Origin of the sequence: Streptomyces katrae, assembly GCF_002028425.1 — a bacterium.
GTDB classification, from domain to species: Bacteria; Actinomycetota; Actinomycetes; order Streptomycetales; family Streptomycetaceae; genus Streptomyces; species Streptomyces katrae_A.
Genome location: NZ_CP020042.1, coordinates 5,152,397 through 5,170,198 on the forward strand (window position 1 = coordinate 5,152,397; position 17,802 = coordinate 5,170,198).

The 17,802-nt window shown below is 70.4% G+C and carries 16 protein-coding genes and 1 riboswitch; of the genes, 8 read left to right on the plus strand and 8 right to left on the minus strand.

Annotated features, from left to right (window positions below; genetic code table 11):
- Positions 1 to 26: 26 nt before the first annotated feature.
- The gene (locus B4U46_RS37510; RefSeq protein ID WP_079429699.1) at positions 27 to 242 is read left to right on the plus strand and encodes a hypothetical protein; all 216 of its coding nucleotides are present in this window, start codon (positions 27 to 29) and stop codon (positions 240 to 242) included.
- On the opposite strand, the gene B4U46_RS23705 is transcribed toward B4U46_RS37510, so the two are convergent.
- The 3 genes from B4U46_RS23705 to B4U46_RS23715 all read right to left on the minus strand — a co-directional run bounded on the left by B4U46_RS23705 (position 239) and on the right by B4U46_RS23715 (position 4,477).
- A complete protein-coding gene (locus tag B4U46_RS23705) occupies positions 239 to 1,255 on the minus strand; it encodes a ribonucleotide-diphosphate reductase subunit beta (protein ID WP_185117181.1) in 1,017 nt (338 codons plus the stop codon). The two genes, B4U46_RS37510 and B4U46_RS23705, sit on opposite strands and share 4 nt — an antisense overlap.
- Entirely contained in the window at positions 1,255 to 3,645 is a 2,391-nt protein-coding gene (locus tag B4U46_RS23710; protein ID WP_079429701.1) for a ribonucleoside-diphosphate reductase subunit alpha, read from the minus strand. Before B4U46_RS23710 ends, B4U46_RS23705 begins: the two co-directional genes overlap by 1 nt.
- A 144-nt stretch (positions 3,646 to 3,789) precedes the next feature.
- Positions 3,790 to 3,924, minus strand: a riboswitch (cobalamin riboswitch).
- A gap of 55 nt (positions 3,925 to 3,979) precedes the next feature.
- Positions 3,980 to 4,477, minus strand: a complete 498-nt coding sequence (locus B4U46_RS23715) for a GNAT family N-acetyltransferase (protein ID WP_079429702.1) — start codon at positions 4,475 to 4,477, stop codon at positions 3,980 to 3,982.
- Between the two features lie 78 nt (positions 4,478 to 4,555).
- On the opposite strand from B4U46_RS23715, the gene B4U46_RS23720 reads away from it, so the two are divergent.
- A complete protein-coding gene (locus tag B4U46_RS23720) occupies positions 4,556 to 5,140 on the plus strand; it encodes a Uma2 family endonuclease (protein ID WP_079431947.1) in 585 nt (194 codons plus the stop codon).
- Positions 5,141 to 5,197: 57 nt separating this feature from the next.
- Here B4U46_RS23720 and B4U46_RS23725 read toward each other — a convergent pair whose 3' ends face one another.
- The 3 genes from B4U46_RS23725 to B4U46_RS23735 all read right to left on the minus strand — a co-directional run bounded on the left by B4U46_RS23725 (position 5,198) and on the right by B4U46_RS23735 (position 8,492).
- A complete protein-coding gene (locus B4U46_RS23725; RefSeq protein ID WP_079429703.1) occupies positions 5,198 to 5,398 on the minus strand; it encodes a YbdD/YjiX family protein in 201 nt (66 codons plus the stop codon).
- Positions 5,395 to 7,596, minus strand: a complete 2,202-nt coding sequence (locus tag B4U46_RS23730) for a carbon starvation CstA family protein (RefSeq protein ID WP_079429704.1) — start codon at positions 7,594 to 7,596, stop codon at positions 5,395 to 5,397. The genes B4U46_RS23725 and B4U46_RS23730 overlap by 4 nt, the downstream gene beginning before the upstream one ends.
- A gap of 131 nt (positions 7,597 to 7,727) precedes the next feature.
- A complete protein-coding gene (locus B4U46_RS23735) occupies positions 7,728 to 8,492 on the minus strand; it encodes a GntR family transcriptional regulator (RefSeq protein WP_079429705.1) in 765 nt (254 codons plus the stop codon).
- A 291-nt stretch (positions 8,493 to 8,783) separates the two neighbouring features.
- Here B4U46_RS23735 and B4U46_RS23740 point away from each other — a divergent pair, with 291 nt between their 5' ends.
- The 4 genes from B4U46_RS23740 to B4U46_RS23755 all read left to right on the plus strand — a co-directional run bounded on the left by B4U46_RS23740 (position 8,784) and on the right by B4U46_RS23755 (position 13,491).
- Positions 8,784 to 10,067 carry an extracellular solute-binding protein gene (locus B4U46_RS23740; RefSeq protein WP_079429706.1) on the plus strand — a complete coding sequence of 428 codons (1,284 nt, stop codon included), beginning with the start codon at positions 8,784 to 8,786 and terminating at the stop codon, positions 10,065 to 10,067.
- A gap of 75 nt (positions 10,068 to 10,142) precedes the next feature.
- Positions 10,143 to 11,138 carry a carbohydrate ABC transporter permease gene (locus B4U46_RS23745; protein ID WP_079429707.1) on the plus strand — a complete coding sequence of 332 codons (996 nt, stop codon included), beginning with the start codon at positions 10,143 to 10,145 and terminating at the stop codon, positions 11,136 to 11,138.
- Positions 11,135 to 12,001 carry a carbohydrate ABC transporter permease gene (locus B4U46_RS23750; protein ID WP_079429708.1) on the plus strand — a complete coding sequence of 289 codons (867 nt, stop codon included), beginning with the start codon at positions 11,135 to 11,137 and terminating at the stop codon, positions 11,999 to 12,001. Before B4U46_RS23745 ends, B4U46_RS23750 begins: the two co-directional genes overlap by 4 nt.
- 5 nt (positions 12,002 to 12,006) lie before the next feature.
- The gene (locus B4U46_RS23755; RefSeq protein ID WP_079429709.1) at positions 12,007 to 13,491 is read left to right on the plus strand and encodes a glycoside hydrolase family 3 protein; all 1,485 of its coding nucleotides are present in this window, start codon (positions 12,007 to 12,009) and stop codon (positions 13,489 to 13,491) included.
- Between the two features lie 64 nt (positions 13,492 to 13,555).
- On the opposite strand, the gene nagB is transcribed toward B4U46_RS23755, so the two are convergent.
- Positions 13,556 to 14,341, minus strand: a complete 786-nt coding sequence (gene nagB / locus B4U46_RS23760) for a glucosamine-6-phosphate deaminase (RefSeq protein WP_079429710.1) — start codon at positions 14,339 to 14,341, stop codon at positions 13,556 to 13,558.
- A 141-nt stretch (positions 14,342 to 14,482) separates the two neighbouring features.
- Positions 14,483 to 15,244: an SDR family oxidoreductase gene (locus B4U46_RS23765; RefSeq protein WP_079429711.1), complete on the minus strand. Its 762-nt coding sequence runs from the start codon at positions 15,242 to 15,244 to the stop codon at positions 14,483 to 14,485.
- Between the two features lie 83 nt (positions 15,245 to 15,327).
- Here B4U46_RS23765 and B4U46_RS23770 point away from each other — a divergent pair, with 83 nt between their 5' ends.
- Both B4U46_RS23770 and B4U46_RS23775 read left to right on the plus strand, forming a co-directional pair.
- A complete protein-coding gene (locus B4U46_RS23770; RefSeq protein WP_079429712.1) occupies positions 15,328 to 15,921 on the plus strand; it encodes a TetR/AcrR family transcriptional regulator in 594 nt (197 codons plus the stop codon).
- A 393-nt stretch (positions 15,922 to 16,314) separates the two neighbouring features.
- Positions 16,315 to 17,784: a sensor histidine kinase gene (locus B4U46_RS23775; protein ID WP_079429713.1), complete on the plus strand. Its 1,470-nt coding sequence runs from the start codon at positions 16,315 to 16,317 to the stop codon at positions 17,782 to 17,784.
- The last annotated feature ends 18 nt before the right edge of the window (positions 17,785 to 17,802 follow it).

Here is a 17,802-nt window from a genome sequence, read left to right on the forward strand (position 1 = left end):
CCCGCCGCCCGAGCGATCTTGGAGTCATGAACACGCTCCTCGACTACCTCACCGTCCTCACCGTCGCCGCCCTCCTCCTCGCCCCTTCCCTCCACGGCCTCCTGCACGAACGCCGCATCGACCGCCAGCTCGGGCCGGAACGCCGGGAGCAGGAACGCGAAGAGCCGGGACGCGCTCACGTGTCGCGTCCCGGCTCCTCGCGCAAGGGCGGTGCCGTTCGGGTGGCAGGACTGCCGGACTAGAAGTCCTCGTCCAGGTCGACGGTGCCCTCGACGGCCACCTGGTAGGCCGACGGGCGGCGCTCGAAGAAGTTCGTCAGCTCCTGGACGCCCTGGAGCTCCATGAACGAGAACGGGTTCTGCGAGCCGTAGACCGGCGGGAAGCCGAGGCGCACCAGGCGCTGGTCGGCGACGCACTCCAGGTACTCGCGCATCGAGTCGGTGTTCATGCCCGGCAGGCCGTCACCGCACAGGTCGCGGCCGAACTGCAGCTCCGCCTCCACGGCCTCCTTCAGCATGTCGGTGACCTGCTGCTGGAGGGCGTCGTCGAAGAGCTCCGGCTCCTCCTTGCGGACCGTGTCCACGACCTCGAAGGCGAAGTTCATGTGCATGGTCTCGTCGCGGAAGACCCAGTTGGTGCCCGTCGCCAGGCCGTGCAGCAGGCCGCGCGAGCGGAACCAGTACACGTACGCGAAGGCACCGTAGAAGAACAGGCCCTCGATGCACGCGGCGAAGCAGATCAGGTTCAGCAGGAAGCGGCGGCGGTCGGCGGCCGTCTCCAGCTGGTCGATCTTCTCGACCGAGTCCATCCACTTGAAGCAGAACTGCGCCTTCTCGCGGATCGACGGGATGTTCTCCACGGCCGCGAAAGCGGCCGCGCGGTCGTCCGGGTCGGGCAGGTAGGTGTCGAGCAGCGTCAGGTAGAACTGGACGTGCACGGCCTCCTCGAACAGCTGGCGCGACAGGTACAGGCGCGCCTCCGGGGAGTTGATGTGCTTGTACAGCGTCAGGACCAGGTTGTTCGCCACGATCGAGTCGCCCGTCGCGAAGAACGCCACCAGACGGCCGATCATGTGCTGCTCGGCCGGCGTCAGCTTCGCCAGGTCGGCGACGTCGGAGTGGAGGTCGACCTCCTCCACCGTCCAGGTGTTCTTGATCGCGTCCCGGTAGCGCTCGTAGAAGTCCGGGTAGCGCATCGGGCGGAGCGTGAGCTCGAATCCCGGGTCGAGGAGGTTCTTCTTCTCGGTGGAGCTCATTACTGGCAGGCCTCGCAGGACTCGGGGTTCTCAAGGGAGCAGGCCAGCGCCTCGGCGTCCATCGCCTGGGGCAGCTGGGTGGGGGTGGCGGCGGCCGGGACGGCGGTGCCGGAGGCCGCGCGGGCGATCTTCGTCGCCGGGCGCGAGCGCAGGTAGTACGTGGTCTTCAGGCCCTGCTTCCAGGCGTACGCGTACATCGAGCTGAGCTTGCCGATGGTGGGCGTCTCCAGGAACAGGTTCAGCGACTGGCTCTGGTCCAGGTACGGCGTACGGGCCGCCGCCATGTCGATCAGGCCGCGCTGCGGGATCTCCCACGCCGTGCGGTACAGCTCGCGGACCTCCGCCGGGATCCAGCCGAAGCCCTGGACGGAGCCGGAGGAGTCGCGCAGCGCCTCGCGGGTCTGCGCGTCCCAGACGCCCAGCTTCTTCAGGTCCTCCACCAGGTAGGCGTTGACCTGCAGGAACTCACCGCTGAGGGTCTCGCGCTTGAAGAGGTTGGAGACCTGCGGCTCGATGCACTCGTACACGCCCGCGATCGAGGCGATCGTCGCCGTCGGGGCGATCGCCAGGAGCAGCGAGTTGCGCATGCCGGACTTCGCGATGCGGGCGCGCAGGGCGTCCCAGCGCTCGGGCCAGTGGCGCTCGGTCTCGTAGTGGTCGGGGTGCAGGACGCCCTGGGCGGTACGGGTCTCGGCCCAGGCCGGGAGCGGTCCGCTGCGCTCGGCGAGGTCGCACGAGGCCTCGTACGCGGCGAGCATGATGCGCTCGGAGATCTGCGTGGACAGCGCCTTCGCCTCGGCGGAGTCGAAGGGCAGGCGCAGCTTGAAGAAGACGTCCTGGAGGCCCATCGCGCCCAGGCCCACCGGACGCCACTTGGCGTTGGAGCGGCCGGCCTGCTCGGTCGGGTAGAAGTTGATGTCCACCACGCGGTCGAGGAAGGTCACGGCCGTGCGGACGGTCTCGTCCAGTCGCTCCCAGTCCATCGCGCCGTCGGCGACGAAGGCGCCGAGGTTGACGGAGCCGAGGTTGCAGACGGCGGTCTCGCCGTCGTTGGTGACCTCGATGATCTCGGTGCAGAGGTTGGAGGAGTGGACCACCGTGCCCGGGAGCGCGGTCTGGTTCGCGGTCCGGTTGGAGGCGTCCTTGAACGTCATCCAGCCCTGGCCGGTCTGCGCGAGGGTGCGCATCATGCGGCCGTACAGGTCACGGGCCGGCATGGTCTTCTTGGCGAGCCCGGAGGCCTCGGCCTTGGTGTAGGCGGCGTCGAACTCCTCGCCGTAGAGGTCCACCAGTTCGGGGACGTCGGCGGGGGAGAACAGCGACCACTCGGCGTCGGCGTTCACGCGGCGCATGAACTCGTCCGGGATCCAGTGGGCGAGGTTCAGGTTGTGGGTGCGGCGCTGGTCCTCGCCGGTGTTGTCGCGGAGCTCCAGGAACTCCTCGATGTCCGCGTGCCAGGTCTCCAGGTAGACGGCGGCGGCGCCCTTGCGGCGGCCGCCCTGGTTCACGGCGGCGACGGAGGCGTCGAGGGTCTTCAGGAACGGGACGATGCCGTTGGAGTGGCCGTTGGTGCCGCGGATCAGCGAACCGCGGGCGCGGATGCGCGAGTAGGACAGGCCGATGCCGCCGGCGTGCTTGGAGAGGCGGGCGACCTGGTGGTAGCGGTCGTAGATGGAGTCCAGCTCGTCCAGCGGGGAGTCGAGGAGGTAGCAGGAGGACATCTGCGGGTGCCGCGTGCCCGAGTTGAACAGGGTGGGGGAGGACGGCAGGTAGTCGAGGCGGCTCATCAGCCGGTACAGCGAGGCCACTTCCTCGACGGCGCGGACGCTCTCGTCCTCCGCCAGGCCGCAGGCCACGCGCAGCATGAAGTACTGCGGGGTCTCGATCACCTGACGGGTGTGCGGGTGGCGCAGCAGGTAGCGGCTGTGCAGGGTGCGCAGGCCGAAGAAGCCGAAGCGGTCGTCGGCGCCCTCCGCGAGGGCGTGCTCGACGAGGGCGTTCAGGCGGGCGGCGTGGGTGGCGACGAACTCGGCGGTGCGGTCGGCGATCAGGCCCTCGCGGTGGCCGACGGCGACAGACTCGGCGAAGGAGGTCGAGCCCTGGCCGGCGGCCTCGTCGGCGACGGCCAGCGTGAGCAGGCGGGCGGCGAGGCGGGAGTAGGCCGGGTCCTCGGAGATCAGGCCGGCGGCGGCCTCGGTGGCCAGCCCGCGCAGCTCGGCCTCGTCGGCGGCGGAGCTGCGGCCGCGCAGGGCGGCGGCGGCGACCCGGCCGGGGTCGGTGTCGGGGAGGTCGGCCGTGAGCTCGGTGAGGATCCGCAGCAGGGCGGCCCCGGGACCTTCTGCTTCGGGGTGGTCGGACTCGGCGCGCGGTGCGGCGGGCGCGATGGTCACGGGGGAGCTCTCCCTCACTCGGCCCGGTCATCGGCGGAGCGGGGCGCGAGCGGGCGCACGCGGGCAGGGGCCCGTCAGGGCAGCACCGCATGGCGTCCACCGGCCCAACCGCGAGGCCCGGACGAATCGACACCCCGGGTCGGTCGATCCGGGGGTACTGCCGGCAGGTCTTCGGACTCGCGGACACGCCGGTGGGCGTACGTCACACCGTTGCGGGACAGTTCCGGATTCCCACCGGATTCCCCTGCGGCGGCAGCAGCCATGAGCATACATGTGGGGGCGACCCGATGCGGTAGCCCCCACATGTTGTGTCGGCTGCATGCGGAGCGTGGCGTCACAGCTCCAGTCGGTACGTGAGCAGCGTCAGTTGCGGGATGGGCGACCAGTCCAGTTCGGGCGTGCGGACGAAGCCGAGCCGCTCGTAGATCCGCTGGGCCCCGCGCATGGCCGGCTGGGTGGACAGCACCAGTGCGGTGACCCCCTCCAGGGCGCGGGCCCGTTCGGCACAGGCCCGTACGAGCGCCTCCCCGACGCCCTGCCCGCGCGCCTCGGCGGTCACCGCGAGCATCCGGAACTCGGCCTCGTGTGGCCCGGCGATATCCGCGAGCCGGCTCCCGGGCGGGGCGAAGGTCACCCCGCCGAGGAGCACCCCGTCGCGGACGGCGACGAGCACCTCCCCGTCGGCGGCCCGCCCGGCGACGTCGCGGAGCACGTTCAGGTAGTGGTCGTCGTCGTTGAGGTCGAGCAGCCCGTCCCCGGTGTAGGCCTGCCCGGTGATCTCCCCGAGCCGCGCGTACTCGTCTTCCCTTGCCGTCCTGATGTCGAAGTCCATGCCGCCGAGTGTGCCGGACGGGTGTCGGTGGTCGGCGCTATCGTCGGAGACAGCACCGTCGAGGAAGACGAGCGAGGCATGACCGTGATGACAGACCAACCCCACATGCTGACTGAGGATTTTGAAGCCGTGGCGCGCATAGCGGCCCGTGAGAGGGCGGGGACACGGCTGGAGTTCATCGACGGGGTCATCAGGAGCAAGGCCATGCCAGACGGGGACCACGGGCGGATCATCCAGTGGCTGCTCAAGATCTGCATGCAGTCCCGGCCCGAGTTGTTCCTGCATCCGGGGCAGGGGATCAAGGCGGAACAGTACCGGGAGGGCCGCGCCATTCCGGACGGGGTCCTGGCGCACGAGGACGCGTTCGTCGGACAAGGCGACTGGGTCGAGCCGGATCCGATCCTCATGGCCGTCGAGGTAACCTCGTGGGACTCCGACACCCGTCGACGGGACCATGTCGAGAAGCCCCGCGCCTACGCGGAGACCGGCATCCCCGTATACCTGCTGATCGACCGGGCCAAGTGCGAGGTCTCCGTCTACAGCCAGCCCAACGGGCAGCGATACGAGAGCGTCCACGTCGTGGCGTACGGCAAGGAGATCGAGCTGCCGGACCCCGTTGGCATCACGCTCCAGACCGAGCCCCTCAAGGACTGGGTGCGCTGACCCCGCATACGCACGAGGGGCCCCGCCGGATAACCGGCGGGGCCCCTCGGTAACCGCTCAGCAGCAGCGGAAGCCCTCCCGCGGGTCCGCCTCGCGGGCGTCCGTCCGCGCCCGTTCGAAGGCGCGGCGGGTCATGACCTCGGCCTCGGGGTCGTGGGAGCGGGCGTGGGCGACGTAGCGGTCGTACGCGGCCTCGCCGGAGAGCTCCCGTACGAAGTACCGGGCCTTCGCCAGCGCCGCCCGGACCGCGCCGCTCATGCGACCGGGTCCTTCACGCGGCCGCCGCCCCCGTCGAGGCCGGCTGCGGCGAGCTGGGCCTTCTCCTCGGCCGTGGCGATGAGCCCCGCCGGTGCGATGATCTTCGACTCGGTCCACGGGACCTCGCTCAGGCGGACCGACCCGGGGTCGGAGACGGCCTTGAAGCAGGTGCGGGCCGCGTCCAGCAGGACGATGATGATCAGCGCCGCGAAGAGGGCCGAGAGGACCCCGTCGACCGTGGCGTTGGTGACCACGGTGTGCATCTCGTCCATGGTCTTGGCGGGCGGCAGCAGCTTCCCGGAGTCGATGCCCGTCTGGTACTTGTCGCGCTGGGCGAAGAAGCCGATCTTCACGTCGTCCGAGAAGATCTTCTGGTAGCTCGCGGTGAGGGTGACGGCCACGTCCCATGCCAGCGGGACGGCCGTGACCCAGGCCCACTTGAGCCGGCCCGACTTCACCAGCAGGGTGGTGCACACGGCGAGGGCGACCGCCGCGAGGAGCTGGTTCGCGATGCCGAACAGCGGGAAGAGCTGGTTGATGCCGCCCAGCGGGTCCTTGACGCCGACCCACAGGAAGTAGCCCCAGCCGCCGACGACGACCGCGCTGGCCAGCCAGACACCGGGCTTCCAGCTGACGTCCTTGAAGGACTTGTGCACGTTGCCCAGGGTGTCCTGGAGCATGAAGCGGCCGACCCGGGTGCCCGCGTCCACCGTCGTCAGGATGAACAGGGCCTCGAACATGATGGCGAAGTGGTACCAGAACGCCTTCATCCCGGCCCCGCCGACCACGGCGGAGAAGATCTCCGACATCCCGAGCGCGAACGTGGGCGCACCGCCCGTGCGCGACAGCAGGGTGGTCTCCTCGACGTCCTTCGCGGCCTGGGCGAGGGCGTCCGGGGTGATGGCGAAGCCGAAGTGGCCGACCGCCGCGGAGGCGGACTGGACGGTGGTGCCGATGGCTCCGGCGGGGGAGTTGACGCCGAAGAAGAGGCCGGGCTCGATGATGCAGGCGGCGACCACGGCCATCACGGCGACGAAGGACTCGGTGAGCATCGCGCCGTAGCCGATGACCCGGACCTGGGTCTCCTTCTGGATCATCTTCGGGGTGGTGCCCGAGGAGACCAGGGAGTGGAAGCCGGACAGGGCTCCGCAGGCGATGGTGATGAAGACGAAGGGGAACATCGACCCGGCGAAGACCGGGCCGTCGCCGCGCGTGGCGAAGTCGGTGACCGCGGGCATCTTCAGCGTCGGCATCGCGACGACCACGCCGACCGCCATCAGCGCGATCGTGCCGACCTTCATGAAGGTGGACAGGTAGTCGCGCGGGGCGAGCAGCAGCCACACGGGCAGGACCGAGGCGAAGAAGCCGTACCCGATCATCCATATGACCAGGGTCTCCTTCTCCAGGGTGAAGAAGTCGGCCCAGGAGGACTCGGCGACCCAGCCGCCCGCGACGATCGCGAGGAGCAGCAGCGCGACGCCGATGACGGAGACCTCGGTGACCCGGCCGGGCCGCAGCCAGCGCAGGTAGACGCCCATGAAGAGGGCGATGGGGATGGTCATGCCGATGGAGAAGACGCCCCAGGGGGAGTGCCCCAGGGCGTTGACGATGACCAGGCCCAGCACCGCCAGCAGGATGATCATGATGGTGAACACGGCGAGCAGGGCGGCGGCCCCGCCGACGGGGCCGATCTCGTCCCGGGCCATCTGGCCGAGGGAGCGGCCGTCGCGCCGGGTGGAGAAGAACAGCGTCACCATGTCCTGGACGGCACCGGCGAAGATCACGCCCGCGACGATCCAGATGGTCCCCGGCAGGTAGCCCATCTGGGCGGCCAGCACCGGGCCGACGAGCGGGCCGGCGCCGGCGACGGCGGCGAAGTGGTGGCCGAAGAGGACGCGCCGGTCGGTGGGGTGGAAGTCGACACCGTTGTCGAGGCGTTCGGCCGGGGTGGCCCGGGTGCCGTCCAGCTTCAGCACGCGGTTCGCGATGAACCGCGCGTAGAAGCGGTAGCCGATGGCGTACGAACCCAGCGCGGCGGCCAGCAGCCAGGCGGCGGAGATCTCCTCACCGCGCGAGAGCGCCAGCACGCCCCAGCCGACGGCGCCGACGAGGGCCACGAGCACCCATACGGCGATGGACTGCGGGGTGGCTCTCGCCGCCGGTGTCCGCTGTGTCCCTACTGCTCCCGGTTCCGGCATGATCCTCGTCCCCTCGTTGATCATTTGCGTACAAGCGCACGGAATCTACGGGGGGTTGTCGGTGGACGTAAGCCCCCGTCCGCATAGCGGTACGAGCGTCCACCGGCGTTCGAAGTGCCGTCAACCGTTGATCACACAGCAGGTCGCTGGAGACGGGCAACGAACTTATAACGGTCGCCGCGATATACCGATCGCACCCATTCGACCGGTTCGCCGTCGGCGTCCAGCGAGTGCCGCGAGAGCATCAGCATCGGCAGGCCCACGTCCGTGCCGAGCAGTCCGGCCTCGCGCGGGGTGGCGAGGGAGGTCTCGATGGTCTCCTCGGCCTCCGCGAGCCGGACGTCGTACACCTCGGCGAGGGCGGTGTAGAGGGAGGTGTACTTGGCGAGCGAGCGGCGCAGCGCGGGGAAGCGCTTGGCCGACAGGTGCGTGGTCTCGATGGCCATCGGCTCGCCGCTGGCCAGGCGCAGGCGTTCGATGCGCAGCACCCGCCCGCCGGTGGCGATCTTGAGCAGGCCGGCGAGGGTGTCGTCGGCGGTCACGTAGCCGATGTCGAGGAGCTGGGAGGTGGGCTCCAGGCCCTGGGCGCGCATGTCCTCGGTGTAGGAGGACAGTTGCAGCGGCTGGGAGACCTTGGGCTTGGCGACGAAGGTGCCCTTGCCCTGGATGCGTTCCAGCCGTCCCTCGACCACGAGCTCCTGCAGGGCCTGCCGGACGGTGGTCCGGGAGGTGTCGAACTCGGCCGCGAGCGTCCGCTCCGGCGGTACTGGAGTGCCGGGGGGTAGCGTTTCGGTCATGTCGAGCAAGTGCCGCTTGAGCCGGTAGTACTTGGGCACACGTGCCGTTCGAGTGGCTGGTCCGCTTTCCGGCTCCGTGGTCGCCCCTTCGGTGGACATCGCCGCCCGCCTTCCCGACTCCAGTTTCGCTGCCGTCACCGGCTCCTCCGATATGTGCGGTCACATGGTGACACGGGCGGGAGGGCAGGCCTCCTCCCTCCCCCAGGTGTCGGTCCGGTAACGGACCGAGCACCCGCTCATTAGACCCTTGACACCCCTAAAGGTCTAGGCCAAGCTCCCGGTACTGGTCTACACCAATATGGATCAGATCCCGGCCCCACGGCAGTACTTCGTACGTATGTCACCGCGGCGGGCGAGGGAAGTGCAGACAGCATCCCTGAGGAGGGTGGCGTGAAGCGCAAGCTCATCGCGGCGGTGGGAGTCGCCGGCATGGTTATCGGCCTGGCGGCGTGCGGTGACTCGGACACCAAGGCGGGCGCCGGCAAGGCGTCCGGCGCCAAGGAGCTGACGGTCTGGCTGACGGTCGACGCCCAGAAGAACTGGCCCGACCTGGTGAAGGCCGCCGACGACGCCATCGTCGCGAAGCACCCGGGCCTGACCGTCAAGCACGAGTACTACGGCTGGCCGGACAAGAACGCCAAGCTGGACGCCGTGCTCGCCACGGACAAGGCCCCGGACGTTGTCGAGATGGGCAACTCCGAGATGATCGGCTACATGTCGACCGGCGCCTTCGCCGAGGTCGACCCCTCGAAGTTCGAGAACTCCGCTGCGTGGCTCGACGCCCTCAAGGAGTCCGTCACCTACGACGGCAAGGCCTACGGCGTCCCCTACTACGCCGGTGGCCGCGTCGGCACCTGGCGCAAGGACATAGCCGCCGAGGCCGGCATCACCGCCGCCCCGAAGTCCTGGGCCGAGTACACCTCCGCCCTGGACAAGATCCAGGCGGCCAAGGGCGACAAGTTCAGCGCCCTCTACCAGCCGTCCCCCGACTGGTACGCGGCCATGTCCTTCGTCTACGACGCCGGCGGCGCCATCGCCAAGAAGGACGGCGGCAAGTGGAAGGGCGCCCTGTCCTCCCCCGAGTCGCTGAAGGGGCTCAAGCAGTACAAGGAGCTCCTCGACAAGTACATGCACGCCGACAAGACCAAGGACGAGTCCGACCGTCCGGTCGTCTTCGGCCAGGGCAACTCCGCCGCGATCTTCGCCGCGGCCTGGGAGGGCAGCACCGCCGCGACCCCGGAGAACGACAAGGTCGGCGGTCTGACGGACAAGCTGGAGAACTTCGTCCAGCCCGGCCCCAACGGCAAGAACCTGCCGGTCTTCCTCGGCGGCTCGGACCTGGCCATCCCCACCAAGTCCAAGGCCCAGGACGTCGCGGCCGAGTGGATCAACGCCTTCACCGGCGCCCAGGGCCAGAAGGGCCTGATCGCCAAGGGCAACCTGCCGAACAACAAGACGGACCTCGGCCCGCTGAAGGCCGACCCGAAGACCCAGGTCGCCGCCACGGCCGCCGAGTCCTCCTGGTTCGTCCCCACGGCTCCCGGCTGGGGCCAGGTCGAGAAGGCCAAGATCCTTCAGACGATGCTCCGTGACCTCGGTACCGGCGGCAAGTCGGTCGAGGACGCGGCCAAGGCCGCCGACGCCGAGATCGACAAGGTCATCAACACCAAGTGACCTGAAGTCGGCAGGGCCCCGCCGGACGGCGGGGCCCTGCCGACCGTCAAGAGAGGGACTTCCGAGGAGCGCGCGATGAGTGCCGCACAGACAACCACCGCCGACCTGCCGCCGGCGAAGCAGAAGACTTCCCCCGGAGCCGGGAGCGCAAGCACGGGCACGCCGGGAAGGCCCCGCCGCAAGGGCAGCGGCGCCACCCCCTGGCTGCTGCTGGCACCGTGCCTGCTGATCATCGTCCTCATCATGGGCTACCCGCTCTTCAGACTGGTGTCCCTCTCCTTCCAGAAGTTCGGCAAGTCCGAACTCTGGGGCTTCAAGGACCCCGAGTGGGTCGGGTTCGACAACTTCTCGAAGATCCTCGGCGACGGGGTGTTCTGGTCCGTCGTCCTGCGCACGGTCCTCTTCGCGGCGGGCGCGGTCGTCCTGACGATGGTCGTCGGCATGCTCATCGCGCTGCTCCTCCAGAAGGTCTCCGGCTTCGTCAAGATCCTCATCAGCATCGCCCTCGTGGCGAGCTGGGGCATGCCGATCATCGTCGCCACCGCCGTCTTCAAATGGCTCTTCGACGCCGACTACGGCGTCCTCAACTACCTCCTGAGCAAGCTCCCCGGCGTGGACATGGTCGGCCACAACTGGTTCGCCAGCGGCCCCCAGGGACTCGCGGTGATCATGCTCCTCGTGGTCTGGGGCGCCGTGCCGTTCGTGGTCATCACCCTCAGCGCGGGCCTCACGCAGGTCCCCAAGGAACTGGAAGAGGCGGCACGCCTCGACGGCGCCGGCGCCTGGGGCGTCTTCCGGCACGTCACCCTGCCCATCCTGAAGCCGATCATCGTGATGCTGACGACCCTCTCCGTGATCTGGGACATGGGCGTCTTCCCGCAGGTCTTCGTGATGCGCAACGGAAACCCCGAGGCCAAGTTCCAGCTGCTGACCACCTACTCGTACCAGCAGGCCTTCACCGTCAACGACTACGCGACCGGCTCCGCGATCGCCCTGGTGACCGTGCTGCTGCTGCTCGGCGTCGTCGCCGTCTACATGCGCCAGATGCTCAAGATCGGAGAGGTGGAGTGACCCCGACCACCGCGCCCGCCGCGCCCGCCGCGCCCCTCAAGCGCGTGAAGAAGTCCAAGCTCGGCTGGAACGTCATCGGCCTGCTGGTCTTCGTCATCGTCGGCTTCCCCGTCTACTGGATGCTCAACACCGCGTTCAAGCCGGCCAAGGACGCGATCGACCCGAACCCCCACTTCTTCCCCACCACGTTCACGCTGGACAACTTCCGGCGCGCCCTGGAGATCTCGGACTTCTGGGGGCCGGTCGGGCGGAGTCTGATCGTCTCGACCGTCGTCGTCGTCATCGGCATCGCCGTCGGCATGCTGGCGGCCCTGGCCATCTCCCGCTTCGCCTTCCGCGGCCGCAAGGCCGTGATCGTGGGCATCCTGGCCGTCCAGATGATCCCGCTCGTCGCGATGATCATCCCGGTCTTCCTCCTGCTGAACGACCTCGGCCAGTACGACAAGCTCACCGGCCTGATCATCACCTACCTGACCTTCATCCTCCCCTTCACGGTCTGGACCCTGCGCGGCTTCATCGTGAACATCCCCAAGGAGCTGGAGGAAGCGGCCCAGGTCGACGGGTGCACCCCCACCGGCGCGTTCATCCGGGTGGTCTTCCCGCTGCTCGCCCCGGGCATGGTCGCCACGTCCGTGTACGGGTTCATCCAGGCGTGGAACGAATACCTCTACGCCCTGATGCTGATGAGCCAGCAGAACCAGACGGCCACGGTGTGGCTCGGGAACTTCACCACGCTGCACGGCACCGAGTTCGCGCCGATGATGGCCGGCTCCACCATGATGGCGATCCCGATCGTGACCCTGTTCCTCGTCGTCCAGCGCAAGATGGCCGCGGGCCTCACCGCCGGCGCCGTGAAGGGATAACGGCCGTGACGATCCTCGCGCACCACACCGACACCGTGACCCGCGACGCGCTCGCCGTCCTCCAGCCCGGCTTCGAGGGCACCACCGCCCCCTCCTGGCTGCTGCGCCACGTCGGCGAGGGACTCACCTCCGTCGGCCTCTTCGGCCGCAACATCACCTCGCCCGGGCAGCTCGCCGCGCTCACCGCGCAGCTGCGCCGCGAGCGGGAGGACGTCCTCATCGCCATCGACGAGGAGGGCGGCGACGTCACCCGCCTGGAGGTCCGTGGCGGTTCCTCCTTCCCGGGCAACCTGGCGCTCGGCGCCGTCGACGACACGGAGCTCACCCGCGACGTCGCCCGCGCACTGGGCCGCCGCCTCGCCGAGTGCGGGGTCAACTTCAACTGGGCCCCGTCCGCCGACGTCAACTCCAACCCCGACAACCCGGTCATCGGGGTGCGCTCCTTCGGCGCCGACACCGGCCTCGTCGCCCGCCACACCGCCGCGTACGTCGAGGGCCTCCAGTCCGCCGGGGTCGCCGCCTGCACCAAGCACTTCCCCGGCCACGGGGACACCAACGTCGACTCCCACCACGCGCTGCCCCGCATCGACGTGGACCTGGACACCCTCCAGACCCGCGAGCTGGTCCCGTTCAGGGCGGCCATCGAGGCCGGGACCAAGGCCGTCATGAGCGCCCACATCCTGGTGCCCGCCCTCGACCCGACCCGCCCCGCCACCCTCAGCCCGCAGGTCCTCACCGGCCTGCTGCGCAAGGAACTCGGCTACGAGGGCCTCATCGTCACCGACGGCATGGAGATGAACGCCATCGCCGGGACGTACGGCATCGAGCGCGGCTCGGTGCTGGCCATCGCGGCCGGCGCCGACGCCATCTGCGTCGGCGGGGGCCTCGCCGACGAGGCGACCGTGCTGCGTCTGCGCGACGCGCTGGTCGCCGCCGTCCGCGAGGGCGCGCTGCCCGAAGAGCGGCTCGCCGACGCCGCCGAGCGGGTGCGCGCCCTCGCCGGATGGACCTTCCGGGCCCGGCCGGACGCGCGGCAGGAGGGGAGCCGCGCGTCCGGCATCGGCCTGGAGGCCGCCCGCCGCGCCCTGGCCGTGTCGGGCACCCCGGCCCCCGTGGCCGCCCCGTACGTCGCCACGCTCGCGCCCGTCGCGAACATCGCGGTCGGCGACGAGACCCCGTGGGGGGTGGCCGAGGAGCTGGCCGCCCTGGTCCCGGGGACCGTCTCGGGCGTCTACCCGGAGGGTTCGGGCGCCGGGGACGTGCTGGCGGCCGCGGGGGAGCGCACGGTCGTCGCGGTGGTCCGCGACGCGCACCGCCACCCGTGGATGACCGAGGCGCTGGACGCCCTGGTCGCCGCGCGGCCGGACACCGTCGTGGTGGAGATGGGCCTGCCCCGCTCCGAGCCGCGCGGGTCGCTGTACATCGCCACGCACGGCGCCGCCCGGGTCTGCGGGCGGGCCGCGGCCGAGGTCGTCGCCGGCGTCCGGTAGCCGCAGGACGAGAACGAAAGGGCCGGGCCCCCGAGGAGGGGGGCCCGGCCCTTTCGCGCGTGCGCTACAGGCCCTGCCAGGCGGGCTTGTTCGCGTAGGTGTGGCGGAAGTAGTCGGCCAGCTTCAGCTTGGAGGCGGCCGCCTCGTCCACCACGACGGTCGCGTGCCGGTGCAGCTGGAGGGCGGAGGCCGGGACCAGAGCCGACAGCGGGCCCTCGACGGTCTGGGCGACGGCCTCGGCCTTGCCCTCGCCGGTGGCGAGCAGGACCAGGTGGCGGGCGTCGAGGATGGTGCCGATGCCCTGGGTGATGACGTGGTGCGGCACCTGGTCCATGTCGTCGTCGAAGAAGCGCGCGTTGTCCACGCGGGTCTGCTCCGTCAGCGTCTTGATGCGGGTGCGGGAGGCCAGCGAGGAGCAGGGCTCGTTGAAGCCGATGTGGCCGTCGGTGCCGATCCCCAGCAGCTGGAGGTCCACCCCGCCGGCGTCGGCGAGGGCCTGGTCGTACGCCTTGCAGGCCGCCTGGACGTCGGCGGCGGAGCCGTCGGGGCCCATGAAGGACTCCTCGGTCAGGCCCAGGGGCTCCACGACCTCCCGCAGCACGACCGCGCGGTAGGACTCCGGGTGCCCGGCGGGCAGGCCGACGTACTCGTCGAGCTGGCAGATCCGGGCGCGGGAGGCGTCGACCTCGCCGGCCGCGACCTTCGCGGCGAGCGCCTCGTAGACGGGCAGCGGGGTAGAGCCGGTCGCCACGCCCAGCAGGGCGTCGGGCTTGCGGCGGACCAGGGCGGCCATGGCCTCCGCGATGAGCTCGCCGCCTGCCTTGGCGTCCGGGACGATGACAACTTCCACGCGGGGCCTGCCGATCTGGAGAGTGGTATGTGGTATAGACCAATCTAGCAGAGGGTCGCCCCGGATGGCGGTACTCCGCCCCCTCCATCGTCCCGCCGATCCCGGCCCTCCGCCCGGCCGCCGGGGCCCCGTGCGGGACGGCTACTGCAGCGCCAGCTGGAGGCCGCCCGTGGCGTCCAGGTGCTGGCCGGTGAGCCAGCGGGAGTCCGGGGAGGCCAGGAAGGCCACCACGTCGGCCACCTCCTCCACCGTGCCCACCCGGTTGAACACGGACCGGGACGCGGCGTGCGCCCGGGCCGCCGGGTCGGCCAGCCAGGCCGCGTTCAGCTCGGTCTCGGTGATGCCGGGGCCCACGGAGTTCACCGTGATGCCGCGCGGCGCGAGCGCGGCGGCCAGCGAGACCGTCAGCGCGTTCACCGCGCCCTTGGCCATGATCGTGGCGAGGATGGCCGGCAGCGCGAGGTCCGGGGTGCCGGTGACGTTGACGATCCGGCCCCCGTCCGCGAGGCGGTCCAGCCCGTGCTTGATCACGAAGAAGGGTGCCTGCGCGTTGAGCGCCTGGACCCGCTGGAAGGTCTCCTCGTCGGTCTCGGCGATGCCCGCGAAGGTCGCGGCCCCGGCGTTGTTCACCAGCACGTCCACCCGCTCGGTGTGCGCCGGGTGGGCCTCGTACGCCGCCCAGAGCGCCTGGGCGTCCCCCGGCACCCCGAGCTCCGCGCCGATCGCGAAGGCCCGGCCGCCCGCGGCCTCGATCGCGGTGACGGTCTCCTTCGCCGCCGCCTCGTTGCGCCCGTAGTGCACGGCGACCAGTGCCCCGTCCCGCGCCAGCCGCTCCGCCACGGCCCGCCCGATCCCCCGGCTGCCGCCCGTGACCAGCGCCGTCTTTCCCTTGAGCACGCCCATGACGCACCCCTCCCTCATTCGGTAGCGATCGCTACAGAAAGGACCGTATCAGATTCCCTAGCGAGCGCTATAGAATCGTCCGCATGGTGACAGGACAGCGCGGCAGGCCCCGCTCCTTCGACCGGGAGGCCGCCCTCGACAAGGCGATGCTGACCTTCTGGGAACACGGCTACGAAGCCACGTCCATCTCCGACCTGACCCGCACCCTGGGCATCGGCGCGCCCAGCCTCTACGCGGCCTTCGGCGACAAGCGCAAGCTCTTCGACGAGGTGGTCGTGGTCTACGGCAGCCGCTACGGGGACTTCGCGGTCGACGCGCTCCGGGAGGAGCCCACCGCCGGTGCGGCCATCGGCCGGATCCTGCGCGAGGCGGCCGAGATCTACACCGACCCCGCCCACCCGCCGGGCTGCATGGTGATCAGCGCGGCCGCCAACACCACCTCGCGGGAGGTGGCCGAGGCCCTGCGTGAGCGGCGCCTCGCCACCCTCGCGATGTTCGAGAGCCGGATCCGGGCCGACGTCGCGAGCGGGCTGCTGCCCGCCGGAACGGACGCGCGGGCACTGGCCCGCTACGCCGGGGCGGTACTCCAGGGCATGAGCCAGCAGTCGATCGACGGGGCGACCCGGGAGGAACTGGAGGCGGTGGCGGAGCGGGCCTTGCTGGCCTGGCCGGCGTGATCCGGCGCGCTTCCGCGTGATACCGGGGGGAATTCCGCACGCATTCGGCATTTCCTCTGAGCCACGGTGCAGGACGGGACCCTCAACCCGTCCCGCACCGTAGCCCGGAGTACTTACGGCCGTCAGGTGTGCGGTTCCCGGCGGCCGGTCGGAGGTGCCTGCGCGGTCAGGGCAGAACGCGCGGCCACCTCGATCCGTCCTCCTGTGCGGGGAGGGCGGAAGCTTCGGTCAATTGTGGACTAGACCAATCTGTCCTGTCCATCCAAAGCGCGGACCTACTGGCCCGTCACTTCCTCCAACAGTACGCGGAGTGTGCCCGTCCTGGATACTCCCGAGTACCGGTCGTGGGGAAAGTCATTCCCGTACCCGGGGTACGCTCGCAAGGTGCCCTCCATGAACGATCTCGTACGCCAGCACACCGCTCTCGGTGAAACCGACCTGGAGTGGCTGCACCTGCTGGTCTCGGAGTGGCAGCTGCTCTCCGACCTCTCCTTCGCGGACCTCGTGCTGTGGGTCCCCACCCTCGACGGCACCCGCTACGTCTCCGTCGCGCAGATGCGGCCGAACACCGGCCCCACCTCGTACCAGGACGACATGGTCGGCCACCTCGTGCCGCGCGGCCGCCGCCCGCTGCTCGACGCCGCGCTCGACGAGGGCCGGATCGTGCGCGAGGGCGACCCGGAGTGGCGCGAGGAGGTGCCGGTCCGCGTCGAGTCGATCCCCGTCCGCCGCGAGGGCCGGGTGCTGGGCGTGATCGCGCGCAACACCAACCTGCTCACTGTGCGTACACCGAGCCGGCTGGAGCTGACCTACCTCCAGTCCGCCTCCGACCTCGCGCAGATGATCGCCGCGGGCTCCTTCCCGTTCCCCGGCCAGCAGGTCGACATGGACGCCTCCCCGCGCGTCGGCGACGGCCTGATGCGCCTCGACGCCGACGGCGTGGTGACGTACGCGTCCCCCAACGCCCTCTCCGCCTACCACCGGCTCGGCCTCGCCGCCGACCTGGTCGGCCAGCACCTGGGCACCACCACCGCCGAACTCGCCCCGTCCCGGGGCCCGGTGGACGAGGCCCTGGCCAAGCTCGCCAGCGGCTGGGCCCCGCGCGAGACCGAGGTCGAGGGCAGCGGCGGGGTCATCCAGCTCCGCGCGATCCCGCTCAAGCCCAAGGGGACCCGGATCGGCTCCCTGGTCCTGTGCCGGGACGTCACCGAACTGCGCCGTCGCGAACGTGAACTGATCACCAAGGACGCCACCATCCGGGAGATCCACCACCGGGTGAAGAACAACCTCCAGACGGTGGCCGCGCTGCTGCGCCTCCAGGCCCGCCGGATGGACTCGGAGAGCGGCCGCGAGGCGCTCAACGAGGCGGTGCGGCGCGTCGGTTCGATCGCGATCGTGCACGAGACCCTTTCCCAGAACCTGGACGAGCGCGTCGAGTTCGACGAGATCGCCGACCGCGTGATCGCGATGGTCGCCGAGATCTCGCCCGGCAAGGTGCAGTGCCGGCGCGTCGGACGGTTCGGGATCCTGGACGCGGAGGTGGCCACTCCGCTGTCGATGGTGCTGACGGAGATCCTCCAGAACGCCCTGGAACACGCCTTCACCCAGGGGGAGGGCGGCACGGTGGAGGTGACCGCCGCCCGCAGCGGGTCGGGCCGCACCGACGGCCGGCTGCTGATCACCATCCTCGACGACGGCTCCGGCCTGCCCGAGGGATTCGACCCGCAGAAGGCCGGCAACCTCGGGCTGCAGATCGTCCGCACCCTCGTGGAGGGGGAGCTCGGCGGCACCTTCGACATGGTCCGCGTCGAGCCGCGCGGCACCAAGGTCGTCCTGGACGTGCCGGTCAGCTCACAGAAGTAGCCCGCCCGGCCCGTCACC